This window comes from Umezawaea sp. NPDC059074, from assembly GCF_042738955.1.
Taxonomy (GTDB): domain Bacteria; phylum Actinomycetota; class Actinomycetes; order Mycobacteriales; family Pseudonocardiaceae; genus Umezawaea.
Map to the genome: position 1 here is coordinate 34,501 of NZ_JBHYHC010000033.1, position 26,671 is coordinate 61,171.

18 protein-coding genes are annotated in these 26,671 nt (G+C 71.8%); 15 read left to right on the forward strand and 3 right to left on the reverse strand.

Features of this window, described 5'->3' with window-relative positions; all coding sequences use genetic code 11:
* Positions 1-428 precede the first annotated feature (428 nt).
* From ACFWW9_RS17430 to ACFWW9_RS17475, 10 genes are read left to right on the forward strand one after another with little or no spacing between them, the layout of a single operon-like run.
* Entirely contained in the window at positions 429-1,058 is a 630-nt protein-coding gene (locus ACFWW9_RS17430; RefSeq protein ID WP_390378121.1) for a transaldolase family protein, read from the forward strand.
* Positions 1,042-3,483 (forward strand): HAD-IA family hydrolase, encoded by a 2,442-nt coding sequence (locus ACFWW9_RS17435; protein ID WP_390378124.1) that lies wholly within the window; start codon positions 1,042-1,044, stop codon positions 3,481-3,483. Before ACFWW9_RS17430 ends, ACFWW9_RS17435 begins: the two co-directional genes overlap by 17 nt.
* Positions 3,480-6,908: a DUF4915 domain-containing protein gene (locus ACFWW9_RS17440; protein WP_390378127.1), complete on the forward strand. Its 3,429-nt coding sequence runs from the start codon at positions 3,480-3,482 to the stop codon at positions 6,906-6,908. The genes ACFWW9_RS17435 and ACFWW9_RS17440 overlap by 4 nt, the downstream gene beginning before the upstream one ends.
* Positions 6,901-8,316, forward strand: coding sequence for a glycosyltransferase (locus tag ACFWW9_RS17445; RefSeq protein ID WP_390378130.1), 1,416 nt, complete (start codon positions 6,901-6,903; stop codon positions 8,314-8,316). Before ACFWW9_RS17440 ends, ACFWW9_RS17445 begins: the two co-directional genes overlap by 8 nt.
* Entirely contained in the window at positions 8,316-9,290 is a 975-nt protein-coding gene (locus tag ACFWW9_RS17450) for an aldo/keto reductase (RefSeq protein WP_390378133.1), read from the forward strand. The genes ACFWW9_RS17445 and ACFWW9_RS17450 overlap by 1 nt, the downstream gene beginning before the upstream one ends.
* The gene (locus tag ACFWW9_RS17455; RefSeq protein WP_390378136.1) at positions 9,291-10,832 is read left to right on the forward strand and encodes an alpha-amylase family glycosyl hydrolase; all 1,542 of its coding nucleotides are present in this window, start codon (positions 9,291-9,293) and stop codon (positions 10,830-10,832) included.
* Positions 10,829-12,085 carry an FAD-binding protein gene (locus tag ACFWW9_RS17460; protein ID WP_390378139.1) on the forward strand — a complete coding sequence of 419 codons (1,257 nt, stop codon included), beginning with the start codon at positions 10,829-10,831 and terminating at the stop codon, positions 12,083-12,085. Before ACFWW9_RS17455 ends, ACFWW9_RS17460 begins: the two co-directional genes overlap by 4 nt.
* 18 nt (positions 12,086-12,103) lie before the next feature.
* The gene (gene cysC / locus ACFWW9_RS17465; RefSeq protein ID WP_390378142.1) at positions 12,104-12,682 is read left to right on the forward strand and encodes an adenylyl-sulfate kinase; all 579 of its coding nucleotides are present in this window, start codon (positions 12,104-12,106) and stop codon (positions 12,680-12,682) included.
* Positions 12,679-13,605: a sulfate adenylyltransferase subunit CysD gene (gene cysD, locus ACFWW9_RS17470; protein WP_390378145.1), complete on the forward strand. Its 927-nt coding sequence runs from the start codon at positions 12,679-12,681 to the stop codon at positions 13,603-13,605. The genes cysC and cysD overlap by 4 nt, the downstream gene beginning before the upstream one ends.
* Positions 13,605-14,849: a sulfate adenylyltransferase subunit 1 gene (locus ACFWW9_RS17475; RefSeq protein WP_390378149.1), complete on the forward strand. Its 1,245-nt coding sequence runs from the start codon at positions 13,605-13,607 to the stop codon at positions 14,847-14,849. The genes cysD and ACFWW9_RS17475 overlap by 1 nt, the downstream gene beginning before the upstream one ends.
* Here ACFWW9_RS17475 and ACFWW9_RS17480 read toward each other — a convergent pair.
* Positions 14,842-17,670, reverse strand: a complete 2,829-nt coding sequence (locus ACFWW9_RS17480) for a BTAD domain-containing putative transcriptional regulator (RefSeq protein ID WP_390378152.1) — start codon at positions 17,668-17,670, stop codon at positions 14,842-14,844. The genes ACFWW9_RS17475 and ACFWW9_RS17480 overlap by 8 nt on opposite strands.
* A 307-nt stretch (positions 17,671-17,977) precedes the next feature.
* Between ACFWW9_RS17480 and ACFWW9_RS17485 the strand changes: the two genes are divergently transcribed.
* Positions 17,978-19,270 carry a helix-turn-helix domain-containing protein gene (locus tag ACFWW9_RS17485; RefSeq protein ID WP_390378155.1) on the forward strand — a complete coding sequence of 431 codons (1,293 nt, stop codon included), beginning with the start codon at positions 17,978-17,980 and terminating at the stop codon, positions 19,268-19,270.
* 16 nt (positions 19,271-19,286) lie between these two features.
* On the forward strand, positions 19,287-20,600 hold the full coding sequence (locus tag ACFWW9_RS17490; RefSeq protein ID WP_390378158.1) for an FAD/NAD(P)-binding protein: 1,314 nt from the start codon (positions 19,287-19,289) through the stop codon (positions 20,598-20,600).
* Here the strand turns inward: ACFWW9_RS17490 and ACFWW9_RS17495 are convergent.
* A complete protein-coding gene (locus ACFWW9_RS17495) occupies positions 20,597-21,799 on the reverse strand; it encodes an ROK family protein (protein ID WP_390378161.1) in 1,203 nt (400 codons plus the stop codon). The genes ACFWW9_RS17490 and ACFWW9_RS17495 overlap by 4 nt on opposite strands.
* A 29-nt stretch (positions 21,800-21,828) precedes the next feature.
* Between ACFWW9_RS17495 and ACFWW9_RS17500 the strand changes: the two genes are divergently transcribed.
* Positions 21,829-23,007, forward strand: coding sequence for an MFS transporter (locus ACFWW9_RS17500; protein WP_390378164.1), 1,179 nt, complete (start codon positions 21,829-21,831; stop codon positions 23,005-23,007).
* Between the two features lie 16 nt (positions 23,008-23,023).
* Here the strand turns inward: ACFWW9_RS17500 and ACFWW9_RS17505 are convergent, their stop codons facing one another.
* Entirely contained in the window at positions 23,024-23,767 is a 744-nt protein-coding gene (locus tag ACFWW9_RS17505; RefSeq protein WP_390378167.1) for a 3'(2'),5'-bisphosphate nucleotidase CysQ, read from the reverse strand.
* 473 nt (positions 23,768-24,240) lie between these two features.
* Between ACFWW9_RS17505 and ACFWW9_RS17510 the strand changes: the two genes are divergently transcribed.
* Both ACFWW9_RS17510 and ACFWW9_RS17515 read left to right on the forward strand, forming a co-directional pair.
* Complete coding sequence (locus tag ACFWW9_RS17510) at positions 24,241-24,834, forward strand: NUDIX domain-containing protein (protein ID WP_390378170.1); 594 nt, start codon at positions 24,241-24,243, stop codon at positions 24,832-24,834.
* A gap of 770 nt (positions 24,835-25,604) precedes the next feature.
* Positions 25,605-26,495, forward strand: a complete 891-nt coding sequence (locus ACFWW9_RS17515; protein WP_390378172.1) for a hypothetical protein — start codon at positions 25,605-25,607, stop codon at positions 26,493-26,495.
* The last annotated feature ends 176 nt before the right edge of the window (positions 26,496-26,671 follow it).

Sequence of the window (26,671 nt, forward strand, 5' to 3'; positions counted from 1 at the left end):
CTTGGCCTCGTAGACAGCGCATGGCTCGTTGTCTACGAACGAAAAAGTCACGCTGTCCTAACTCGTTGCAACCGCACCCCATCAGAACTCCGTCGTGGCAGCGGTTATGCGAGCTCTGAAGCTGGCCGACGAAAGCTGCTCGACCAAGTCGGGTAGGCGATCGCGTTGATCTCCACCCACGCTCGTTGCCGCGGCCATCTGAGCGAGATGTGCCGCCGATCCACCAGGAGGAGATCGGCGCGAGCGCTGATGCGCTGTACCGGCCGGGCTGACCTCGTTGGTGAGGTCCGTCTTGGGTGTGCTGCTGCTGGGGTGGACAGGCAGTGGGGGCGGCAGTTGGGCGGCAGGTCGGGGTGGTGGGGCGGGGGTGAGGGGGGTGGGTTCGTAGCGTTTGAGTCACCTGAGATGGCAGGGGGCTTGGAGAGTTTATGGGCTTGTTACTGGATTCTGCTGAGTTGGATGATGTGGTCGTTGCTGGTGGGTTGGGGTTTGTTGGTGGTGTTACTACCAATCCGACCTTGTTGCGGCAGGTTACCGATGAGCCGGTGAAGCATGTTGCCGAGTTGTTGGGGGCCAGTGAGTTTCCCGATGTCTACTACCAGCCGACTGGGTTTCGTGGGGAGTTGATTGACGAGGCGCTTGAGGTTTGGGCGCTTGATCCTGAGCGGATTGTGGTCAAGGTGCCTGCTACGCCTGGGGGTGCTGTGTTGGCCTCTAGGCTTGTCGCCAAGGGGGTCAGGGTTTCGTTGACCGCCGCGCAGGCTGCCAGTGCGATGATCGTGGCTGAGGCTGTTGGGTGTGCGAGTGTGATCCCTTACGTGGATCGGGCTTGGCGGGATCCGCGTATTGACAACGATCTGGTGCGGTCGTTGGTGGGTATGCGGCGTGGGTCGACGCTTGTTGTTGCTGCGTCTATGAAGAACGTTGGGCAGCTTACCCAGGCGTTTGTGGATGGGGCCGATTCCGTTACGGCGCCGTTGGCCGTGCTTGAGCAGGTGTTGAACCATCCCGCCGGGTTGGAGGCCGAGTTGGCCTTTGCCGGTGAGTACGGGGGCTGACGTGTACCAGGCCGTGCTCTTCGACATGGATGGTGTTGTGGTCGACACCGATGCCTCTGTTGCCGAGTTTTGGCAGGAATTGGCGCGGGACAACGGGTTCACGATCAGTCCTGAGCAGTTGGACCGGCATGTGTACGGGCGGTCCGCACTGCACACGTTGCGCGAAGTGTTTCCGGAGTTGCCCGCGCCGCGGTACGGCGAGGTCTTCGAAGCGATGCGGGTGAACAACGAAACGCTGCGCTACCAGGCGATTCCTGGTGTGCTGTCGCTGCTGCGGGAGTTGGGTGCGGCTGGGGTGCCGTTGGCGTTGGTGACCGGGGCGCAGTCGCACAAAGCGACGGCGGTGCTGGGGCAGTTCGACGCGGAGTTCGACGTGGTGCTCACCGCGGAGGACGTCGAGGCCGGTAAGCCCGATCCGCGGTGCTACCGGCTTGCAGCGGAACGGCTTGGTGTGCCGATCGAGCGGTGCGTTGTGTTCGAGGACGCGTTGAGTGGTGTCACGTCCGCTGTGAGTGCTGGTGCCACGTGTGTCGCGCTTGCTGCGCCTCAGCGGGATGACGATGTGCGTGCGGCTGGTGCGGCCGCGGTGATCCGCGACTTCACCGGGACCGCGTTGCGGGGGCGGACGTTGAGCGTGGGGGAGAGGGAGTTTCCCCTTGCCCCGGACGATCTGTTCGTCGCGCCGGTCGATCGGTGGGACGCGGCTGCCAACGAGTTGGTGGGGCGGGACGCGGTGATTCACCGCTCGCACCTCGTCGGTGCGGATGAGGCGTTGACGAAGGAAGGGGGCGGCAACTTCTCCTGCAAGGGGGTTGCGCCCGATCAGCACGGCAGGCCTACGCGTGTGCTGTGGATGAGCGCGTGGGGGTGTGACGGCGCTACGACTACGGGTGAGGACTTCCCCGTTCTGCGGCTGGATGAGTTGCTGCCACTGCTGGATGGGGGGCAGATTGACGAGCGGCGGATGATCGAGCACCTGGTCGCCAGTGGGCTCGTTGGTGAGCAGCGGCGGCCTGGTATCGAGACGTTGACGCACGCGTTCATCCCCGCCGCGCACGTCGACCACTGCCACCCCGACGCGGTCATCGCGCTCACGTCGTTCCCCGGCGGTCGCGAGTGCGCCGAGGAGGAGTTCGGCGACGAGGCGATCTGGTTCGACTACCGGCAGTTCGACGTGGACGTGGCGCGGGAACTCGCCACGAAGATCAGGGCGAACCCGCGCTGCCGGTTCGTGCTGCTCGCCAACCACGGGCTGTTCACGTGGGCCGACACCAGTGAGCAGTGCTACCGCAACTCGTTGGAGGCGGTCGCTCGCTCGACCGCCGCGCTCGGCAGGGCGATCACCCGGTCCGCCGACCTCGGCGGTTGCGCGGTCGAGCCGTTGGACGAAGCCGAGGCGGACGAGGTGCTCGCCGAGGTGTTGCCGGTGCTGCGTGGTGCGATGGACAACCCCGTGCTGCACGTGGACCGCGGCCCACAGGCGGTCGCGTTCGCGTCCTCCGTGCGTGGGCCTGAACTGAGCCAGCGTGGGCCTGGCTGCCCGGATCACGTCGTCACGACCGGGCACCGGCCGTTGGTGCTCGCGCCCGGCGAGGCGGTGCTGGACGGTGTCGCCCGCCACCGGGAGTGGTACAACGCGACGTTCGAGCGTCACGTGACTCCGGGGACCGACAAGCGCGGTGACGCGCCGCGCGTGGTCGTGCTGCCGGGGGTCGGGGTCGTCTCCTCCGGCGCGGACGCGGCGAAGGCCCGGCTGTGCGCGGACCACTTCGCCCAGACGATGACGGTCATCCGGGCGGCCGACGCCGTGGGCGGGTACGTGACGCTCACCGAGGCGCAGAGCGTCTCCGACGAGTACTGGCCGTTGATCCGGCTCAAGCCGCAGCTCGTGCCGAGGGACGGCAGGCTCGCGGGCAAGGTCGTGCTCGTCGCCGGTTTCGACGACGAAGACACGGCGCTCGTCGCGGCACGGCTCACGGAGTCCGCCGCGCACGTCGCGCTGGCGGGCGACGACCCCGGCCGCATCGCCGCCGCGGCGGCGGACATCCAGCGGCGGCAAGGCGAACGGCGCGCGGTCGCGCTGCCGTGCGGGCCCGACCGGCCCGACGAGGTGGTGCGAGCGGCCGTGCTCGAACTCGGCGGGTTCGACCTCGTCGTCGACCTGACGCCCGATGGGGCAGTCGCACGGGCGGCTCTGCCCGTGTTCGCCGCGCAGGCCCTCGGCGGGTCGGTGCTGCTGGCGCCGCCCGGCGGGCGGACGCCGGACGTGACCGCGTGGGACGGCGCCGCCGTGACGGTCAACGCCGTCGCGTCGGGCGACCCGGAGTCCGTCGCCGAGGCCGCCCTGTTCTTCACCACCACGGACATCTGGCAGGGCGCGGTGCTCCAGCCGCGCCCCCGCCGCGACAGGCAGGAGACCCGATGAGCCTCACCACGGACAAGAAGGCCACCGCCGAGCTGATCGGGCTCGACGGGTTGGTGCCCAACGGCTTCCGGCTGCTGGCGTCCTGCTTCGACGCCCACCACACGATCGGCGGGGGCCTCTTCGCGATCGGCGACACGGTCGAGGAGATCGACCGGATCTCCAGCTCCGGCCTGCACACCACCGACGGGCTGCTGTTCCGCTGCCTGTGGAGCGCGGACGGCAGTCCGGCCGAGCTGGTCGTCTACGACGAGACGGGGGTCCGGCGCTACCACCGGCTCGACAACGTCTCGACGCCGCACGACATCCTGGTCGTCGACGGCAACGTGCTGGTCGCCGCCACCATGCAGAACGAGGTGCAGTGCGTCAGCCCCGACGGCGAGGTCGCCTGGCGCTGGCAGGCTCCCGGCGAGGCCGACAGCTGGCACCTCAACAGCCTCGCCCGCTACGGCGACCGCACGGTCGTGTGCGGGTTCGGCGAGTTCCTGCGCCGCCGCGGCTGGGACGAGAACGGCAAGCCCGCGAGCGGCCGGGTCGTCGACCTGGAGACCGGCGAGCCGATCCTCGAAGGGCTGAAGGCGCCGCACAACCCCTGGTACGAGGACGGCACGTGGCTCGTCTGCGACTCGGCCGAGGGCGAGCTGGTCGAGATCGACGACACCACCCGCGAGGAGACGCGGCGGCTCACGCTGCCCGGGTGGCCGCGCGGTCTCGTCGCCACCGACGAGCACCTGTTCATCGGGTTGAGCCCGCACCGCCACGCGGCCTCCTCCGTGGAGACCGCCGCGGTCGCGGTCGTCGACCGGGCGAACTGGTCCGTGCTGGGACTGGTGAACCTGCCCGCCCGCGAGGTGTACGCGCTGGCCCTCGCGCCTGCCGCCCTCGTGGAAGGCGCGCGGCAGGGCTTCGGTGCCAACCAGACGCGGGTGCACGAGCAGGGCCAGCTCCAGATGTTCGACCGGCTCGGCGTGCGGCCCCGGCGGCTCTGGGCCGTCGGCGACCCGCTCTCCGACGACGAGTGCCAGGCGACGATCACGCTGGACGGTCCGGTGGTCGACGACGTCGAGGCGGGCAGCCTGCTGACGCTCGACTGCCTGGTGCGCAACACCGGCGCGGGCATGTTGACGCCAGCGCCGCCGTTCCCGGTCCGGGTGGTGCACCGGTGGCTCGACGTCGACGGCGTCGAGGTGCCGACCCAGGCGATCCGCTCGGCGCTGCCCCAGTCGTTGCCGCCGGAGGCCGTGACGCGCGTCCCGGTGCGGACCCGCGTTCCCGACGCTCCCGGCGCGTACCGGCTGCGCGTCACGCTCGAGCAGGACGGCGGCGCGCCGTTCGACGAGATCGACCCGACCTGCGTGCTGGACCTGGAGCTGACCGCGGTCGCCGGGCACGTCGACCACGAGGCGTTGAGCGGGTTCGGCCTGTACGCCTCCGAGGTCCGTGCCGCGTGCGCGGCCGGTGGCACCGTCTCCGACGTGGTGAAGGCCTTGCTGACGCGGCCGACCGGCACGCCGAACGGCCTCACCATCGGTCTGATCGAGGAGAACGGGACCGCCGCGTTCGTCGACGCGGTCGCCGCGGTGCTGCGCGGGTCGGCGTCGGCGATCGAGCACCTCGTGCTCGACGCCATCCCGGAGTTCGACGACGTGCTGCTCACCGGCGCCGAGGCCGTGGCGCTCGCGCTGCACCGCTGCGGCACGCGGGTCGCCTTCGCCTACGCCGGGACGTCCGAGCTGGCGCTGTGCGACGCCCTCGCCCGGCTCGACCTGCTGGTCAACGGCCGCGGCGACCGCGAGTCGCTGTTCGAGGCGGGTGGCGCGAGCAGGCTGCGCCCCGGCACGGGCGCCGCGATCCTGCACGGCGCGCGTGGCCTCACCAACGCGCTCGGCGCGCTGGCCGACGTGCGGCGCAACGAGATGGGCGTGCTCGCGGTGGTCGGCATGCCGTCCACCGGCTCGCAGCCGTTCCTGCCGCCGCACGGCGAGACGGACCTCATCGCGACCTCCGGCTCCTTCGCCAAGTCGTGGTTCGAGCTCGGCGCCGTGCCGAAGGACCACGACGGCCGTCAGGAGACCGTCGAGCGCTTCGCCACGTCGCTGCTCCAGGCCGTCGAGGACGTCCGGCGGGCGCCGTACGGCCCGGTCCTGCTCGCCGTGCCGCAGGACGTCGCCGAAGCGGAGTGGATGCCGCTCACGGCGCTGCCCGCGTTCCCGCCCGTCGAGCCGCTGGGCTGTGACGCCGCCGCGCTGCGCGACGCCGCCGAGGTCCTCGCGACCGCCCGCAGGCCCGTCGTGCTGGTCGACGACTACGCGCTCGTCCACCCCGGCGCGACGGCCGCGCTCGCGGCGTTCTGCGCCCGGACCGGTGCTCCGGTCCTCCAGGTCAAGTACCGGCGCGGCCCGATGCTGTTCGAACGCCTCGGCACGACCGACGTGCCGGAGTTCATCGGCTGGTACGAGCCGAAGTCGGACCAGCACCGCGCGGTGCTGGAGGCCGCCGACGTGCTGATCACCGTCGAGGACCGCAACATGTACCCGAGGGTCATCGGCGAGCTGCCCGGTTCGTGCCGCAAGATCGCGGTGACGTCCAAGCCCGCCGCGGCGGAGAAGAACGGCTACCTCGGCGCGGGTGACGTGCTCGTCGCCGGTGACGTGGTGACGTCGTTGCGGGAGTTGACCGACGAGGCCCCGGACGCGGGTGGCCGCTGGTACACCGACGTGCTGGCGGCGGAACGTCCGCTCGCGGCGCTGGAGGTCCCGGCCGAGGCCTCGGTGATCCGCCGCGGTGTCGCTCGGGCGATCGGCGACGTGGCCGCCCGTTCCGCGCGGCGCGCGGTGCTGGTGGACGACAGCCAGATGTTCGGCGGCCTGCTCGCCGAGGAGTACGACCAGTTCCCGCCTGGGCTTCGGGTGTTCGGCGGGCACGGCGGGTTCGTCGGCTGCGGCATCACCGTGGCGACGGGGCTCGCGCTGGGCGAGCCGTCGGCGAAGGTGTTCTGCTGCCTGGGAGACCAGGGCTTCACCAACTCGGTGCAGGGCCTCGCGGCGGCGGTGCAGGAGAACGCGCCCGTCACGTTCATCGTGTGCAACAACGGCGGCGCGGTGTCGCTGCGCAAGCAGTCGCGGCCGACGGGGTGGCTCGACGGCGGCCACGGCCAGTACCTCGACAACGCCGCGGGCATGCGGTACGTGGACATCGCCGAGGCGTGGGGCGTGCGGAGCTGGCGGGTCGACCTGAGCGGCTGGCTGGACCGCGACCGCAGCGCCACGCGGCTGGAGACGTTCGCGGAGGCGCTCCAGGTGGCCACCGACGACTCCGGCCCGACGCTGATCGAGCTCGTGCTGCCGTCGGACCCCGAGTTCTGGACCGGTGTCTGGATCACCGAGGGGTTCGAGGCCACCAAGAAGGCCGAGGCCGCCCATGCGTGAGGTCGACTTCGGCACCGCGCCGCTGACGCCCTACCGCGACGTGCTGGGCGCGGAACGGCTGGACCGGCTGCGGGAGGCCGCCGAGCACGTCGCCGTCGCACTGCACGGCCGTCGGGTCTGGAACGTCAACTCCACGTCGGCCGGTGGTGGCGTCGCCGAACTGCTGCACGCGCTGCTGCCGCTCGCCCGCGCCGTCGGCATCGACGCCCGCTGGCTGGTGATCGACGGCGACCCGGAGTTCTTCGCCATCGCCAAACGCCTGTGCACCAGGCTGTACGGCGCGCCGGGCGACCCGGAGCCGCTCGGGTCCGAGCAGCTGCGGCACTACCGGAAGGTCACCGAGCTGAACGGCACGGCGCTCGCCGAGTGGGTGCGACCCGGTGACGTGGTGGTCGTGCACGAGGCCCAGCCCGCGGGACTGGTCGACGTCGCCCGCAGGCTCGGCGCCACGGCCGTCTGGCGCAGGCACATCGGCCGCGACGTGCCCAACGAGCACACCCGCGACGGGTGGGCGTTCCTGCGCCGGTTCGTCGAGCACGCCGACGCCACGGTGTTCCTCACCGAGCAGCACCGCCCGGACTGGGCTCCCCGGCCGCACATCATCCCGCCGTCGATCGACCCGTGCGCGCCGAAGAACATGGAGCTGACCGAGCGGGAGGTCCTCGACGTCCTGCGGTGCACCGGCGTGCTGGGCGGCGGTGACGGGGAGCCCGTCACCGTGCGCCCGCCGGTGGGGGAGCGGATCGAGGTGCGGCGCCAGGTGACGGCGGTCCGCGAAGGACCGCCGCCCCCGGCGACCGTGCCGATGGTGGTCCAGGTGTCCCGGTGGGACGAGCTGAAGGACATGGAGGGCGTGCTGCACGCGTTCCTGGCCGCCGACGTGCCCGGCTCCTACCTCACGCTGGCGGGGGCCGACGTCGAGGGCGTCGCCGACGACCCGGACGCCGCGCGGTTCTTCGACGACTGCTGTCGCCGGTGGGCGGCGCTGCCCGAGGAGGACCGGAGGCGGGTGCAGCTGCTCTGCCTGCCGATGGAGGACCTGCGGGAGAACGCGGTCGTCGTCAACGCGGTGCAGCGGCACGCGACCGTGGTGGTGCAGAAGAGCCTCGCGGAGGGGTTCGGGCTCACCGCCACCGAGGCGATGTGGAAGGGCCGCCCGCTGGTGGCCAGCGGGGTCGGCGGGCTTCGCGACCAGGTCGTCGACGGGGAGTCCGGGCTGCTGCTCGGCGACCCGCACGACCTCGGCGCGGCCGCCGGGCTGATCAGGCGGCTGCTCACCGACCCGGAACTCGCGCGACGGCTGGGAGAGGGGGCGCGGCGGCGGGTGGACGAGCACTACCTGCCCGACCGGCACCTCCTCGACTGGGCGAACTTGATCGGATCCGCGGTAGCGATGGAGGTGGTGTGATGCGCAGGCTCGGACGGAACGGACCGGTCGTCTCGGACATCGGTCTCGGCTGCATGGGGATGTCGCAGTTCTACGACACCTGGGACGACGCCGAGTCGATCCGCACGATCCACGAGGCGATCGACCTCGGGATCACGATGCTGGACACGGCCGACATGTACGGCCCGTACACCAACGAGAAGCTGATCGGCCGCGCGGTGCGGGACCGCAGGGACGAGGTGGTCATCGCCTCGAAGTTCGGGAACGTCAAGAACGGCGAGGGCGACGTCGTCGGCGTCAACGGCAACCCCGAGTACATCCGGACCTCGTGCGAGGGGTCGTTGCGCAGGCTCGGGGTCGACACCATCGACCTCTACTGCCAGCACCGGGTGGACAAGGCGACGCCGATCGAGGAGACCTGGGGCGCGCTCTCGGAACTCGTGCGGGAGGGCAAGGTCCGCCACCTCGCCATCTCCGAGGCGTCCGCCGACACGGTCCGGCGCGCGCACGCCGTGCACCCCGTCGCGGCGGTGCAGACCGAGTACTCGATGGTGAGCCGGGACCCCGAGTCCGGGCTGCTGGACGTGCTGCGCTCGCTGGGCATCGGGTTCGTCGCCTACGCGCCGCTGGGCCGGGGCATGCTCACCGGGCGGTTCACGGCCGTCGACGACCTGCGCGCCGACGACTTCCGCCGCACGCTGCCCCGCTTCCAGCCGGAGAACCTGGCGCACAACAACGAGGTCGTGACGAGGGTCGCCGACCTCGCCCGCTCCCGCGGCGTCACGGTCGCGCAACTCGCGCTGGCGTGGGTGCTGTCGCGGGGCGACGACGTCGTGCCCATCCCCGGCACGAAGAACTCCGTGCGGCTGAAGGAGAACGTCGCCGCGCTGGACATCGTGCTGACGGCCGAGGAGCTGGAGCTGCTCGACGCGGCGGCGCCGCCCGGCAGCGTGGTCGGCGACCGGTACCCCAACATGGCGAAGGTGAACGTCTAGATGGCCGCCGACGAGTGGTGGCGCGACGCCGTCGTCTACCAGGTCTACCCGCGCAGCTTCGCCGACTCCGACGGCGACGGGATCGGCGACCTGCGAGGGGTCGTCGACCGGCTGGACCACGTGGAGCGCCTGGGCGCCGACGCGATCTGGCTGTCCCCCTTCTACCCGTCGCCCCAGGTCGACTTCGGCTACGACATCAGCGACTACGAGTCGGTCGACCCGGAGTACGGGACGCTCGACGACTTCGACGACCTGGTCGCCGAGGCGGGGCGACGCGGCCTGCGGATCGTCGTCGACCTGGTGATGAACCACACCTCCGACGAGCACGCGTGGTTCGTGGAGTCGCGGTCGGACCGGTCGAACCCCAAGCGGGACTGGTACATCTGGGCCGACCCGCGTCCGGGCGGCGGTCCGCCGAACAACTGGCTCAGCTCGTTCGAGAAGTGCGGGGCCGCGTGGACGTTCGACGACCGGACGGGCCAGTACTACCTGCACAGCTTCACGGCCGGGCAGCCGGACCTGAACTGGCGCAACCCGGACGTGCGGGCGGCGATGGGCAAGGTGTGGCGGTTCTGGCTCGACCGCGGCGTCGCGGGGTTCCGCATCGACGTCGCCCACCGGTTGATGAAGGACCCGGACCTGCGGGACAACCCGCCGGAGGTCGCGCACGCCCGGCGGCACTTCTCGCACCCGGTGGTGCGGCAGCGCAACCTGGACCTGCCCGAGACGCACGACGTGCTGCGCGAGCTGCGCGAGGTGCTCGACGGCTACGGCGACCGGTTCGCGCTGGGCGAGGTGCCGATCAGCGACGACGCCCGGCTGGCGGAGTACTTCGGCGGCGACGGCATGCAGACGGCGTTCCACATCGCGTTCTGGGAGCAGCCGTGGGACGCGTCGGCGTTCCGCGCGTGCGTCGACGGGCTGGCCGGTCGGATGCGGCCGGGGTCGTTGCCGACGTACGCCCTTGCCACGCACGACATCTCGCGCACGGTCAGCAGGTACGGGGCCGCGCGGGCCGGGGTCGCCGCGATGATGATGCTGACCCTGCGCGGTGTCGCCTGCGTCTACTACGGCGAGGAGATCGGCATGTCCGACGCCCCGCCGGACGAGGCGCGCGACGTCGACGGCAGGGACGGGCAGCGCACGCCGATGCAGTGGGACGACACCGGCGGCTTCACCACCGGTGAGCCCTGGCTGCCGATGGCCCCCGGCCACGGGGAGGTGAACGTCGGGCGGCAGCTCGACGACCCCGACTCGCTGCTGTCGCTCTACCGCCGGGTGATCGCGTACCGGCGCGGCAGCGAGGACCTGAGGCGCGGCGGGTACCGCTCGCTCGACACCCCGCCGGGCGTGTTCGCCTACCTGCGCGGCGAGAACCTGCTGGTGGCGTTGAACTTCACCGGCAGGCCCGCGTCGTTCACCGTGCCCGGTCACACCGAGGGCCGGGTCGAGCTGTCCACCCGGACCGACCGGACCGGTGTCGTCCCGCTGCGGCTGGAGCCGGACGAGGGCCTGGTGCTGAGGCTGGGACCGGTCCGGTGAACCGGAACTGGGCGGGCAACATCACCTACGCGGCCGCCGAGATCGCGCGACCGTCCACTGTGGAGGAAGTGCGCGGACTCGTCGGGTACGGCCGTCACGTGCGGGCGCTCGGCACAAGGCACTCGTTCAACGACCTCGCGGACTCGCCCGGCGGCACGCTCGTGTCGCTGGCCGAAATGCCGCCGGTCGTCGAGGTCGACACGGCCTCGGCGACCGCGCGGGTCGCCGCGGGCCTGACCTACGCCGACGTCGCGCCGGTGCTGGACGCGCACGGGTTCGCCCTGCCCGCGATGGCGTCGTTGCCGCACATCAGCGTCGGCGGCGCCGTCGCGACCGCGTCCCACGGCTCCGGCGTGCGCAACGGCGCCCTGTCGTCGTCGGTGGCCGAGTTGGAGCTGGTGACGGCGGGCGGCGACCTCGTGCGGATCCGCAAGGGGGACGACGACTTCGCGGGCGCTGTCGTCGGGCTGGGCGCGCTCGGCGTCGTGACCCATGTGGTGCTGGACCTGGTGCCGTCGTTCGACGTCCGGCAGCGCGTGCACGAGGTGCTGCCCCTCGACGTGCTGGACGACCACTTCGCCGAGCTGATGTCGTGCGCGTACAGCGTGTGCCTGTTCACCGACTGGCGCGCGCCGCTGCTGACCCAGGTGTGGGTGCAGGAGCGGGTGGACGAGCCCGCGGCGCTCGACGTGCCGTGGTTCACCGCGGCCCCCGCGTCCGGACCCCGGCACCCGGTGGACGGGATGCCCACCGGCAGCTGCACCACGCAGGGCGGTGTGCCGGGCCGGTGGTTCGAGCGGCTGCCGCACTTCCGGGCCGACCAACCGCCCAGCAGCTCGGGCGACGAGCTCCAGTCGGAGTACATGATCGCCGCCGTGGACGCGGTCGCCGCGCTGCACGCGCTGGACGGCGTCCGGGACCTCATCAGGCCGGTGCTCCAGGTCTGCGAGGTCCGCACGGCCGCGGCCGACGGGTTCTGGCTCAGCCCGTGCGGCGGGCGGGCCACCGCGAGCATCCACTTCACCTGGACGGCCGACCTGGCGGCGGTGCTGCCGGTCGTCGCGCTCGTGGAGGACCGGCTCGCGCCGTTCGCGGCGAGGCCGCACTGGGCCAAGACCTTCACCGCCACGCCGGACGCGGTGGCGGCGCTCTACGACCGGCTGCCCGACTTCTGCGACCTCGTGCGCCGGTACGACCCGGTGGGGAAGTTCGGCAACGCCTTCACCGACCGCCACCTCGGCGCGCACGTCTGACGACCTCCGGGAGGAACGATGACCAACGTCGCCAATCAGGAACCGCTGACCACACCGTTGACGATCATGGGCGGCGGGACCGTCTGGTTCACCGGGCTGCCCAGCGCGGGGAAGAGCACGCTCAGCCGGGCCGTGGCCGACCGGTTGTCGACCGGCAGGGTCGAACTGCTGGACGGGGACGAGGTGCGGCAGAACCTGTCCGCCGGTCTCGGGTTCTCCCGCGCGGACCGCGAGGCCAACATCGAGCGGATCGGCTTCGTCGCCGACCTGCTGGCCCGCAACGGGGTGCTGGTGTTCGCGGCGGTGATCTCGCCGTACCTCGACGCCCGCGCCAGGGTGCGGGAGAGGCACGAGCGCAGCGACACCCCGTTCATCGAGGTGCACGTCGCCACGTCGGTCGAGGAGTGCGCCTCGCGGGACGTGAAGGGCCTGTACGCCAAGCAGCGCAGCGGTGAGCTGACGGGCCTCACCGGCGTGGACGACGTGTACGAGGCCCCACCCGAGCCCGATCTGCGGCTGGACACCAGCGGCAACACGGTCGACGACAGCGCCGACGCCGTCGTGGCGCTGCTGTGGGAGAGGGGGATGCTGCGATGACGCTGTCCATCGAGGACACCCGACGAAGCGACCGCGAGGCGGCGCTCGCCGACCTGGAGGACGAGTCGATCCACGTCCTGCGCGAGGTGGTGGCGACGTTCGACCGCCCGGTGCTGCTGTTCAGCGGCGGCAAGGACTCGATCGTCATGCTGCGCCTGGCGGAGAAGGCGTTCTGGCCGGGCCGGATCCCGTTCCCCGTCATGCACGTCGACACCGGCCACAACTTCCCCGAGGTGATCGAGTTCCGCGACCGCCGGGTCGCGGAGCTGGACGTGCCGCTGGTCGTCGCGTCCGTGCAGGAGTCCATCGACACCGGCCGGGTCGTCGAGACCCCCGGCAAGGCGCGCAACCCGTTGCAGACCGTGACGCTGCTGGACGCGATCGCCGAGCACCGGTTCACCGCCGTGCTCGGCGGGGCGCGGCGCGACGAGGAGAAGGCGCGGGCGAAGGAGCGGATCTTCTCGGTGCGCGACGAGTTCGGCCGGTGGGACCCGCGGAACCAGCGGCCGGAGCTGTGGGACCTCTACAACGGCAGGCACCGCCCCGGCGAGCACGTGCGGGTGTTCCCGCTGTCGAACTGGACCGAGCTGGACGTGTGGGGCTACATCCGGCGCGAGGCGATCGCCGTGCCGGACATCTACTTCGCGCACCGCAGGGAGGTGGTGGCGCGCGACGGGATGCTCGTGGCGGTCACGCCGTTCACGCCGGTGCGCGACGGCGAGCGGGCGCGGGTCGAGACGGTGCGCTACCGCACGGTCGGCGACACCACGTGCACCGGCGCCGTCGCGTCCACGGCCGCGACCGTCGACGAGGTCGTCGACGAGGTGGCGGCCAGCACGCTGACCGAACGCGGCGCCACCCGCGCGGACGACCGCACGAGCGAGGCCGCCATGGAGGACCGCAAGCGGGAGGGGTACTTCTGATGCCGGGATTGCTGAGGGTCGCGACCGCGGGGAGCGTCGACGACGGCAAGAGCACGCTCATCGGCAGGCTGCTGCACGACTCCAAGGCGGTGCTGGCCGACCAGCTCCAGGCCGTCACCGACGCCAGCAGGCGCCGCGGCTACCGGGAGACCGACCTCGCGCTGCTGGTGGACGGCCTGCGCGCCGAGCGCGAGCAGGGCATCACCATCGACGTGGCGTACCGGTACTTCGCCACGCCGCGCCGCACGTTCGTGCTGGCGGACACGCCGGGGCACGTCCAGTACACGCGCAACATGGTCACCGGCGCGTCCACCGCGGACGTCGCCGTGGTGCTGGTGGACGCCCGCGCGGGGATGCTCGACCAGTCGCGGCGGCACACGACGATCGCCGGGCTGCTCGGCGTGCGGCACGTCGTGCTGGCGGTGAACAAGATGGACCTGGTGGACTTCCGCGAGGACGTCTTCGACGACGTCGTGGCGGACTTCGCCGAGGTGGCGAGCAAGCGCGACGTCCGGTCGTGGTGCGCGGTGCCGATCTCCGCGCTGCGCGGCGACAACGTCGTCACGTCGTCGGACAGCACTCCCTGGTACGCCGGGCCGCCGCTGCTCGCACACCTGGAGGAGCTGGAACTGCCCCCGGCTCCCGCGGTGGGCGGCCGGTTCGCGGTGCAGCTGGTGATCCGCCCGCGCACCGACCCGCACCCGGACTTCCGCGGCTACGCGGGCCGGGTCGCGGCGGGCACCCTGCGGGTCGGCGACGCGGTCACCGTGCAGCCGGGTGGGTGGACGACGTCGGTGACGGACATCGAGACCTTCGACGGTCCGCTGCGGTCGGCGTCGGCGGGGCGGTCGGTCGTCGTCCGCATCGCCGACGACGTCGACGCCGGCCGCGGGGCGATGCTCAGCACCGGCGTGCCGGGGACCGCGACCACCGAGGTCGAGGCCACCACGTGCTGGCTGGCAGAGGCCCCGCTCCGTCCCGGAGCCCGGTACGCGGTGCGGCACACGACCAGCGAGTCGCGGGCCGTGGTGAGCGCGGTGCGCAGCAGGCTGGACGTGTCCACGTTCCGCACCGATCCCGCGGAGGCGTTGGGGCTCAACGACATCGGCGCCGTCCGGCTCCGCTTCGCCGACCCGCTCGTGGTCGACCGCTACCGCGACAGCCGGGCCACCGGCGGCTTCCTGCTGGTCGACGAGACCAGCGGCGCCACCGTCGGCGTCGGCATGATCGACGCCATCACCTGACGCACAGCGGCAGCGAGGCGAGCCTGCCGCGGACCGCGCCCGCCTCGGGCGTGCCCATCTCCTCGTAGTGGGTGAGCGCGAGCCGCCAGTGCTCGGCGGCGGCGCAGGTGTCGGACAACTCGACCAGCACGCGGGCCGCGCCGTCGAGGGAGTGGGCGATCTCCAACCGGAAGTCGACGTCCTCGGCGATCTCGCGGGCGCGGACGTGCCGCTCCAGCGCCACGTCCAGCTCGCCCCGCGCGAGGTGCACGTGGCCGAGGACGTTGATGACCGACGCGGCGGTCGCCTGGTTGTCGAAGTGGCGCAGCAGCGAGGACGCGCGGAGGCCGAGGTCCCTCGCCTCGTCCAGCCTGCCGGTCCGGCGGCACACGTCGGCGTAGCGGGCGAGTGCCAGCGCCTCCTCGTTCGGGCGGCGGGCGAGGCGCAGCGCCTCGTCGAGGGTGCGCCGGGCGGTGGTGAAGTCGCTCATGGCGGCCTGCGCGGTCGCCATGTTCACCAGCACGGCGACCTCGCGCGGGCGTTGGCGCGCCGCGCCCTCCTCGACCGCGAGCCGGTGGTGCGGCAACGCCTCCTCGTACCTGCCGAACTCGTTGAGCAGCCTGCCGATCCCGCCGCGGCACGTGCGGAGCAGCGTCGCGTCCCCGGTCTCGTCGGCGACGGCCAACGCGGTCTCGACGCACTCGAGCGCCTCCCGCAGCCTGCCGAAGTGCCAGTGCGGCGCCGCGAGCCGGAGCAGCGCCCACCCCTCCAACGTCCGGTCGCCCAGCGTGCGCGCCGAGTCCACCGCGATCTCCTGCGCGTCCAACACGTCCCGCATCCGGCCGCGGAGCCGCAGGTACGGGCGCAGCGCGTCGGACAGGTGGAAGGCGTGCTCGTGCAGGCCGTGGTCCCGCGCGGAGCGGACCGCCGCGAGCAGGCCGCGGCACTCCGCGTCGAACCACCCGACCGCGGCGGCCCGCTTCCGCAGCTCGGGCAGGCGTTCGGGCGGGTACCGGTACCGCGGCCGGGTGCGCGTCCGGCCGGGGACCAGCACGGTCGCGGCGGTGGTGGCCGCGGCCAGGTAGTGGTCGAGGAGCCGGTGCACGGCGGTCGTGCGCAGCCGCCGCGACTCGACGCGGTCCACCAGCGACCGGGCGAAGCTGAAGACGAGTTCGTGCAAGCCGTAGCGGCCGGGCGCGTGCTGCACGAGCAGGCGCATGTCGAGCAGTTCCTCCAGCACCGGTTCCGTCTCGCCGAGGGGCAACGCGGCCAGCGCCGCGGCCGCCCGCACGTCGAACTCCGGTTCCGGCAGCAGGCCGAGCAGCCGGAACACCCGCTGGTGGTCCGGCTCCAGCGCGTCGTAGGAGAGCCCGATGGCCGCCGCGACGCTGCGGTCGCCGACGGACAGCTCGCCGAGCTTGCGCTCCTGGACCCGCAACCGGTCCACCAGGTAGCCGATCGACCACTTCTCCCTGTTGTGCAGGCGGGTCGAGGCGATGCGGATCGCGAGCGGCAGCCGGTCGCACACCTCGACCAGGTCCCGCGCGGCCTCCGGTTCCCGTTCGACGCGGTCGGTGCCGAGGATGCCGACGAGCAGCCGCAGTCCGTCCTCCACGGGCGGCGGTTCGAGCGACACCGACAACGCGCCGTCGACGCCGGTCAGCCTCGACCTGCTGGTGATCATCACGAGGCCGTCCGGCGTGCCGGGTAACAGCGCCAGCACCTGCGCGGTGTCCGCGACGTTGTCCAGCAGCACGAGGATCCGGCTGCCCGCGGTGCGCATCCGCCACAGCTCCGCCCGCGCCGCGAGCCCCTCCGGCAGCTCGTCCTCCGGCACGCCCGCCTCGCGCAGCAGCACGCCGAGCGCCTCCACGGGGTGCATCGGCTTCCGGTCGACGGCGTACCCCTGGAGGTCGACGTAGAACTGCCCGTCGGGGAACCGGTCGGCCACCTGGTGCGCGACGTGCACCACGAGCGAGGTCTTGCCGACGCCCGCCATGCCGTCCAGCGCCACGATGGCCAGTCCGACGCACACCTCGACGCACGCCCGGATCCGGTTCTGCTCGTCCACACGGCCGACGAAGTCCGCCATGTCGTACGGCAGCGCCCGCGGCGGGCGCGCGACCGGGGGAGCCGCCACCACCGCCGGTGAGGGGCCGTCGAGTTCGGGTTGGTTGCGCAGGATGCGCTCGTGCAGCCGCGCCAGCTCCGGGCCGGGGTCCAGGCCCAGCTCCTCCCCGAGCAGTCTGCGGCCGTCCTCGTACACCTGCAACGCCTCGGCCTGCCTGCCGGACCGGTAGAGCGCCAGCATCAGCTGGCCGCGGGGCGTCTCGCGCATCGGGTGCTCGGCGAGCAGCGCGTGCAGGTCGGGGATCAGCTCCCGCGAACCCCCGGTGTTCAGCCGCGCCTCCATCAGCTGCTCGGCCGCGGCCAGTCGCCGTTCGGCCAGCACGGTCACCGCCGCTCGGACCACGGGGCTGTCGATGCCCGCCAGCACCGGCCCGCGCCACAGCGCCAGCGCGGCCTGGAGGTGCTCGATCACGCTCTCGGGCTCACCCGCCGCCGCGGCCTCCCGCGCCCGCCGCACGTGGGCGTCGAACACGCCGAGATCGGTGTCGCCCTCCGCGACGACGGCCCGGTACCCGGCGCCGTCGGTGACGATCAGGCCAGCCCCGCCGGGGAGTCTGCGCCGCAGCTCGGCGACGATCTTGCGCACCTGCGTGGTCGCGGTCATCGGCGGCCGCTCGCCCCAGGCGGCCTCGACGAGCCGGTCCACCATCACGGCGTGGTTGTTCTCCAGCAGCAGCACGGCCAACACGCATTCGGCCCGCGCGCCCCCCACCGGAATCCTCGTGGACCCCGACCACACCTCTAACGCGCCGAGCAAGCGAACTTCCACCATGTTCCCCCTATGGCTTCGACCGCCGGAATTCCACAGCGTCGGGAATGGCGTCCCCATTGCCGCCAATGCTTGACTTCACCACGCCGAACCGCGGCAAAACGTTTCACCGCCCGGATCACCCGTATTGAGCAGCGGGTGGTTGCGGAAGGTGACCGGAGTCGAAACGGAATCGATGCGGTACACGGGCGCCGCACGCTGACGTGACGGGTTGCACCTAGACGTGACCGTCTACTGGGGTGGAGTTGGCATGGCCGCACACGCGAATCGGCATCTCGGCCGATTGCTCAGGGACTTCCGGGTCGACCGCCGTCTCACGCAGCGGCAATTGGCGAAAGAATCGGGCGTGAGCATTCGCACCATTCGCGATATCGAACGGGGGGACTCGCAACAGCCGCGCCGGGAAACCGTCCGGCTGATGGCGACCGCGCTCGCGTTGAGCAGCGGGGAACTCACCGAACTGGAGGCCGCCTCGGGTCGCAGCGCCACCAGGGACGACCTCAAGCTCGCGTTCGAGTCCGCTCCGCTCGCGCCTCCGTCGCCCATCGACGCGCTCATCGGCAGGCACGCCGAGGTCGCCGCGCTGACCGCCTCGCTGCGGATGGGCAGCCAGCGCCTCGTGACGATCACCGGGATCGGCGGCGTCGGCAAGACCCGGCTCGTGCTGGAAGTGGCGGGCAGGCTGCACGAGGCGGACGGCGTCGCGGTCCTGTGGGCGTCGTCGGACTCGCTCTACCCGACGGAGCCGCGGGCGTCCGAACAGCTGTCGACCGTGCTCAGGTCTGGGATCGACGGCCTGCTCGGCTCGACCGAGGGCGGGGGCGCCGAGCTGGACGGCGTGATCGTCGGCCACCCCACGCTGCTCGTGCTCGACGGCCAGCGGGCGAACCGGCTGCGCGTGGACCGGATCATGACGCTGCTGCGCGACTGCGCGGGCATGCGGGTGGTCATCACCTCCTCCGGCCCGCTCGACCTGCACGGCGAACGCGTGTTCCCGCTCGCCCCGCTGGCCGTTCCCGAGCACGCGAGGGCGGCGGACCTGGCCGGTCTCGTGCGCGTGCCGTCCGTCGAACTGCTCACCCGCTACGTCCGCCAGGTGCGGCCGGGGTTCCGGCTGACCGACGAGAACGCGCACGCGGTGGTCGAGCTGGCCCGGTGGGCCGACGGCATCCCGGCGGCACTGGAAGCGGTGGCGTCCTGGTTCACCGTCTACGAGCCCGCGGCGCTGTGCGAGCAGGTCGACGCCGACCCGTTCGCCTTCATCGAGGGCCTGCGCGAACGGCTCGACGAACGGCTCGGCGCGCTCGCGGGCGGTGAGCGGTTCCTGCTCGGCAGGCTCTCCGACCTGGAGCGCACCTGGACGGTCGCCGAGGCCGCCGCCGCGTCGGGACTGCCTTCCACGGCGTGCGCGCGCTCGGTGCGGAAGCTGCTGGCGCAGGGCGTGGTCCGCCCGGCGGGCAGCGCGGACCGGTCCCGGTTCCGCGTGCTCAACCTCGTCCGCTGCCTGCGGTCCGGCCGTCCGGTCGGCGTGGGCGCGGCGTGACGAACAGGAGCGGTCGATGACACCACGCGTCACGGTGATCGGTGCGGGCGCGGCGGGCACGACCACCGCGGCGCGCCTGCTGGACCTCGGCGCGCGGGTCGACCTGGTCGACCCCGCCGAGCGGCCGGGCAGGGGAGTGGCCTACCGCACGGACGACCCCCGACACCTGCTCAACGTCGTCGCGGGCAAGATGAGCGCGCTGGACGACGACCCAGAGGATTTCGCGCGCTGGGCGGGCGTCGGACGCACGGACTTCGTGCCACGCCACGTCTTCGGCGCGTACCTCGCCGACCACCTCGACCGCGCGGCGAGTCGCCACCCCGGTCTGCGGGTCGTGCGCGACCGGGCCGTGGGGCTGGCCGTCGACGGCGGTGTGCGGACCGCGACGGCGTCCGGCGAGGTGCTGGCCGCGGACGCCGCGGTGCTCGCGCTCGGACCGGTCGACCGGACGTGCTCCGGGTGGCTGCCCGAGGACGTGCCGGCCGCCCCCGCGTTCGTGCCGGACCCGTGGGCCGAGGGCGCGCTGGCCGGAATCGACGACGACGCCGACGTCGTGCTGGTCGGCACCGGGCTGACGGCCGCCGACCTCGCGCTCAGCCTGAACCGCCCCGGTCGCGTGGTGCACGCGGTGTCGCGCACCGGTCTGCTGCCGCGCAGGCACGCCGCACGGCAGGCGCGGCCGATGCCGCCACCGGAGGTGACCGGGTGCGCCGGGCTGGACGACGTTCGGCGCGTGGTGTCCGGGCACGTGCGCGAGTCGGTGCGGCTGCACGGCGACTGGCGCCCCGCGCTGGACAGCCTCCGCCCGGTCACCGCGCAGCTGTGGGCCGGGTTGCCGTTGCCGGACCGGTCGCGGTTCCTCGCCGAGGACCTGCGGTCGTGGGAGGTGCACCGGCACCGGATGCCCGGCGTCACCGCCGGCGCGCTCGTGCGGATGCGCCGGGAGGGCACGCTGCGATGCCACGGCGCGGGGATCACCGACGTGCGGCTGTCGGGCGACCGGGTCGTGCTGCGGCTCGGCGACGGCGACGTGCTGACCGCGGGAGCCGTGGTCAACTGCTCGGGCGCGCGGGACGACGTGCGGCGCAGCACCGATCCGCTGATCACCGACCTGCTCGCGAGCGGGGCCGCCACGCCCGGTCCGCTCGGCCTCGGGTTCGACACGGGCCCCGACGGCAGGCTGCGCGGCGGAAGTCCACTGTGGACGCTCGGCGCGCTGCGGCGGGGGAACCTCTGGGAGACGACGGCCTTCCCGGAGATCCGCGGCCAGGCGAGCACCGTGGCGAAGTCCGTTCTCACCTCACTGGAGGAGCTCACGTGCCAGCGCTAGCCGAGCACGCCAAGGGGATCGTCGAGCACCGGCTGCCAGGCGAGTTCCGCCGCGCCGACGAGACTGCCGTGCGCCAGGGTCGACCCCACCAGCGGCACGCCGCGGCCGCGCCCCCACAGGCTCCGGTCGGCGACGAGCGCGGCCACCCGGTCCGGGTCGAGGTCGAGCAGGTGGCGGTGCAGGCCGCCGAGCACGACGCGGTCGGGGTTGAGCACGTTCACCAACCCCCCGATCCCCGTGGCCAGTCGCTCGACGACGGTGTCCGCCGCGGCGCGCACCAGCGGGTCCGTCGCGTGCTCGGCGCGCAGCAGGTCGATCGCCTGGCGCAGCAGCGGGACGTCCGGGACCGGCACGCGTCCGGCCGCCTCCAGGAGCGCGGGCGGGTCGGCCTCGACGTCGAGGCAGCCCCGGTTGCCGCAGTGGCACGGCCTGCCCTCCGGGTTGACGGTCAGGTGGCCGACCTCCATCGACAGGCCCGAACTCCCGGTGTACAGCCTGCCGCCGACCACGAACGCGCCGCCGACGCCGCGGTGCCCGGTGGCGATGACCAGCAGGTGGGTCGCGCCTCGACCGGCGCCGTGCCGGTGCTCGGCGAGCGCGCCGAGGTTGACGTCGTTGCCGACGAAGCAGGGCGCGTCGATCCCGGCGCGCGCGACCTGCTCGGCGAAGGCGGCCCGGACCGGCGCGCCCACCGGCCACGCGACGTGCAGCGGGTTGAGCGCCGTGCCGTCCGGTTCCGCGACGGCCGACGGCACCGCGAGCCCCGCGCCGACGCAGTGGCGGCCGCTCGCCCGCAGCAGGGCGTTCCCGGCGTCGACGGCCGCCCCGAGCACGTCCGCCGGGTCCGCGGGCACGTCCCGGCGACCCGCCGTCGTCGCGACGACCTCCCCGCCGAGGCCCACGATCGCCGCCCGGAACCCGTCGACGTGCACCTGCGCGGCGAGGACCACCGGTCCGTCCGGGTCGATCGCCAGCCGGTGCGACGGCCTGCCCTGGCTCGCGGCGGGACCACCCGATCGGGTGTCGACGCTGATCAGCCCGAGCGCGGCCAGCTCGGCCGTGACCGCGCCCGTCGTGCCGCGGGTGACGCCGAGTTCCGCGGTCAGGCGGGATCGCGTGCGCGCCTGACCGAGGTGCACCGCGGTCAACGCCCGCCCGAGGACGGCGTGCCCACGCGTCAACTTCTGCCGACTCTCCACCGCACCCCTACACTGAGTTTGTGCCTCCGATGAACAAATTATCCACCACGGAGAATCCGACCGCACCGGCGGTGCTGGTCCGGCTGCGGATCGCGATCACGCTGTTCTTCGCGCTCGGCGGGTTCCTGTTCGCGGGCTGGGCGGTGCGCATCCCCGCGATCAAGGAGCAGACCGACGCCTCGCCGGGCGCGCTCGGCCTCGCGCTGTTCGCGATGACGGGGTCCGCGGTCGCCACGATGAGCTTCGCGGGCGGCCTGTGCAGACGCTTCGGCAGCAAGCAGGTCACCATCGCGACCGCCGCGCTGCTCTCGGTCAGCGTCGTGCTGCCGACGTTCACCCACTCGGCGCCCACGCTAGGCCTGTCGCTGCTGCTGTTCGGCGTCGCGTACGGCGGCATCGACGTGGCGGTCAACAGCGTGGCCGTCGACCTGGTCGCCGCGATGAACCGCCCGGTCATGCCGAGCCTGCACGCGGCGAACAGCCTCGGCAGCCTCGCCGGAGCGGGCCTCGGCGGCCTGCTGGCGTCCTTCCTGTCGCCCACGGCGCACATGCTGCTGCTCGCCCCGATCGGGCTGGTGGTCACGGTGGTCGCGGGCCGGATGCTGCTCGCGCACCCGTTGCCCGGATCGCACGGGACTGACGACGACTCCCCGGTGCGGCGGTTGCTGCCCCGGTTCAGCGTGGGCGTGCTGCTGTTCGGCCTGATCGGCCTGTGCGCCGCCTACAGCCAGGGCGCGCTGGACAGCTGGGTGCCGCTGCACATCAGCGAGGACCTGGGCGGCAGCCAGGGCGTCGCCGCGGCGGGCTACGCGGTCGTGCAGGGCACGATGACCGTCGGCAGGGTGTTCGGCGTGCGGTTGCTGGAACGCCTGGGACAGACCAGGGTCGTCGTCTTCGGCGGGGCGCTCGCCTGCGCGGGCACGCTCGTCGCGGCACTGGCGCCGCACCTGCCGCTGGTGTTCGCGGGCCTGGCCGCCACCGGCATCGGCCTGGCCAACATCTTCCCGGTCGCCATCGCGCGGGCGGGTGCGCTGGGCGGTCCGAACGGCGTCGCGGTGGCGTCGACCCTGGGCTACGGCGGCATCCTGCTGGCACCGCCGACCATCGGCTTGCTGGCGAACGAGGTCGGCCTGCCGCTGGCGCTCAGCCTGATCTCCTTCATGGTCGCGGCGGCCGCCACGATCGGTTTCGTGGTGCGCCGCCGCTGACCCGGCTGTCAGGCGCTCACGCGCCCGCCTCCCGCACGGCGGCGAGGATCGGCTCGCTGTGCTCGGGCGCGCAGATCAGCAGATCGGGCAGGTAGGGGTGGGCCTGGTTGTACTCCAGCGGCGTCCCGTCGACCCGCGAGGCGTGCAGCCCGGCCGCGAGGGCCACGCCCGCGGGCGCGGCCGAGTCCCACTCCCACTGGCCACCGCCGTGCAGGTACGCGTCGGCCTCACCACGCACGACGGCCACCGTCTTCGCACCCGCGGACCCCATCGGCACGATCTCCGCGCCGAGCGAGGAGGCGACGGCGTCGGCGAACACGGGCGGCCTGCTCCCGCTCACCAGGATCCGCAACCGCTCACCCGCACGCCGTGACGCGACCACGTCCCCGTTGGCGCACACCAGGTTCAGCGCGGGCTGGGCCACGGCGGCAGCCGTGATCCCCCGCCCCCGCTCCCACAACGCCACGTGCACGGCCCAGTCGGTGCGACCGGGCATCCCGTACTCGTGCGAGCCGTCCAGGGGATCGACGATCCACACCCGGTCCTCGTCCAACCGCCGCGGATCATCGGCGCTCTCCTCCGACAACACGGCGTCCTCGGGCCGCGCGTCGGCCAACGCCCGCACCAGGAACCGGTGCGACAACAGGTCTCCCGCCCGCCCCAGCTCCGCACCGCTCAACGCCCCGCGCCGCAACTCCTCCAACAACCGCCCGGACTCCCCGGCCAACACCACGGAAAGCCCCTCGTCGCCTAAGCTCATACCAGAGTTTTCCCCTTGCGCCACAACACCAAACCGCGTCGGACGGTCGGTCCGTCGTAGGAGCGTCCGACACTGTCCGCCAGCTTCTGCTGAGTGTTGTTCACCCGCACCGGACGGCAGCAAGCACGACTGGTGCGAAGCGGAAACCTGCCCGCGGGTGAGCGGCGTGAGTGCGATCTTCTGCCGTGGCGAAGTCTGTGGTGCCGGACGTTCCGGTGCGCCGCAGCCAGTGCCGATGTGGCGGTCGATATCGGGTGGTTGCGTCCGTCTGCGTCCTCGGTGCTGAGAGGAGCGTTCCAGCACGGCTCCGGCCACCGGCGCGAGAACGATCACGTGCTTGGCGACCCTAGGCGAGCAGTGAATCTGCATGGCAGTCCCCGGCCGATCTTGTCGGACTGACAATTGGCTTAGTAGCAGCGACTCCATGACATCAACCCCTTGATGTCAACGAGACAATAACCTAGCCTGTCGGCATGACTCAAGGCAGTTGCGAGCGTTCTGCGAGCAGTGGGTTCACGGCGGACGTAGTGCTGTTCACCAGGCACGACAGCGTGCTGTCAGTGCTCGTGGTGGAGCGGGCGAAGGAGCCCTACTTGGCGGCTTTGGCCTTACCTGGGGGTTTTGTGGAAGAAGGGGAGCGCACGTGCGAAGCGGCGGCACGGGAACTTGCCGAGGAGACCGGAGTGGTGGTCGACCGACGACGGTTGAGCCGGTTGGGTTGCTACGGGCGGCCAGGGCGTGATCCCAGAGGACGCGTGGTCAGCGTCGCATTCCACGGCTATGTGACAGGGGCGCCGCCGCCACTCGGAGGTAGCGACGCGCGGGCGGCCTGGTGGGTGCCGGTGGGTGACATGTTCGCTGCCGGTTTGGAGGTGGCGTTCGACCACCGGGAGATCATCCGCGACGCCGTGGTCAGGAGGTTCGGGTGGTTTCCTCCGGATGTTGAGATCGAGGCATCACCCGGCGCGGTGCGAGAGCTGGCCATCGGTGGTGGAGCGCGGCCGGGCGTTCGCCGTGACGTGCCCTCCGTTTGCCGGTCGGTGCCAGGAAGTCCTCGACGCCGATGACCTCGCGATGGGAATTCCACGGTCGAGCTCTTGGCCGCGCACCACCTCGTACACCCGACGAAGATCTACAACGGCGACCTGCTGGACCCGGAAGGCGGCGGCGAGAGCGGCGTACTCCGGCGGGTGGCAGCTGGCCGTGTCCGAAGGCAACGCGGGTGCTGTGGCAACTGTGCGGCTGTTCGGGCGCCAACCCTCGCAATCGATCCCGACAGGTCGGCCGTGAACATCAGGTAGCTGACGGTGATGAACCGTTGTCGTGAGCAGCGGTCAGGTCCGAGTGGGTCTGGAGCTGTCCCAAGTGCAGTCGATTTGCTCTCGGATCTATCTCCCCGCAGAGTTCGCGTGCTGAGCAGAGTCGTGGCTCTCCAGCGTGGAATAGGAACCCCTGGCAGGGTCAACGTGACATGAGAGGGTGCGGCCCGCGCTCGACGAGCATGATTTCAAGCGCATTGGCGCGCTGCCGGCGTCGCCAAGACGACCGCTCCAGCGACCTCGGGCCTCGCCTGCATCCGGTCGACCAGGATCGTTGCTTTCCGTGACTGCGAGGCTGATCGCTGGACGATCATATTTGTCAGATTGACGAGAATTGCCCCACTGCGTTAGCATCTACCGCGTTCGTGCTGCGGTAGCGCGTTCTCCTTCGGTTTCGAACTACCTGCGATGAGTCATTCCGCAGGGAGCAAGACCAGGCTGTGTCGCAGGTTCGCCGCCCGCACCACTTCGTCACGAGGAAAGCGGAACCGCGACTGCGGACCGCGCTGGAGCAACCGATGATCGTGATCATGACCGCGCTCGCGGTCGAACAACAAGCGGTTCTCGACCACCTGATCAACGTTGAAGAGCACTCGCACGCCATGGGCACCGTCTTCGACGTCGGCAGACTCGCATCGCGCCCGAGTCGGCGTGTTGCGCTTGGCGTGACGGGCCCCGGCACCACCACCGCGGCGGCGTTGACCGAACGTGCCCGAACGGAATTCTCCCCTTCCGCCATGATGTTCGTCGGAGTGGCAGGCGGACTGCGCAAGTGGCTGAAGATCGGCGACGTCGTCGTCGCCACCAAGGTCTACTCCCACCACGGGGCGCGCAGCGAGGACAACGCCGACTTGGCGCGTCCGCGCGCCTGGGAGGTTTCGCACGCGCTGGAACAGAGGGCGAGGAGGTTGGACCGCGGCGATTCCTGGTACTCCCACCTGTCGGACGATGCCGGGCGCCTACGCCCGAGAGTGCACTTCGACCCCATTGTGGCTGGGGACGTCCTGTTGAACTCCAGGACCTCCCCGCTCGCGTTGACGCTTTCAACCGTCTACAACGATGCGGTTGCCATCGAGATGGAGAGTTCTGGCTTCGCGCACGCCGCACACCTCGGTGGAAACGTTCCGGTGGTCACGATCCGAGCCGTCAGCGATCATGCGAACGGTGACAAGGCGAAGCAGGACGGTGAGGGCACCCAGATCGTCGCTGCCCGCACTGCTGCCGCGTTCGCCGTCGCTCTTGCCGCGGCCATCGTCGACCAGGACGACGACGGCCAGGACGATGTCGAAGACCCGCGGCATGCCCAAGCCTCAACGATGATCCGCAACTCCAACAACGCGCGGGGCAAGGCCAGGGTCGGGCAGCAGATCGGGATCAACCTCGGCGATCTCGGGGCACGGTGGAAGTGAGGCTGCCGTGATCAGCAGCCCGGACGCTAGCCGCTGAGAACCGTGAGCGCTGAACGTGGACAACTGAGCGTCTCTTTCGGGTGGGCGCGCTAGGGTCCTTGAAAGGCAAAGTGTTCTCGTCCTGTCCTCTTGGGCGCTGTCCAAGAGGACAGGACGAGCAGCAAGGCACCTGAGTA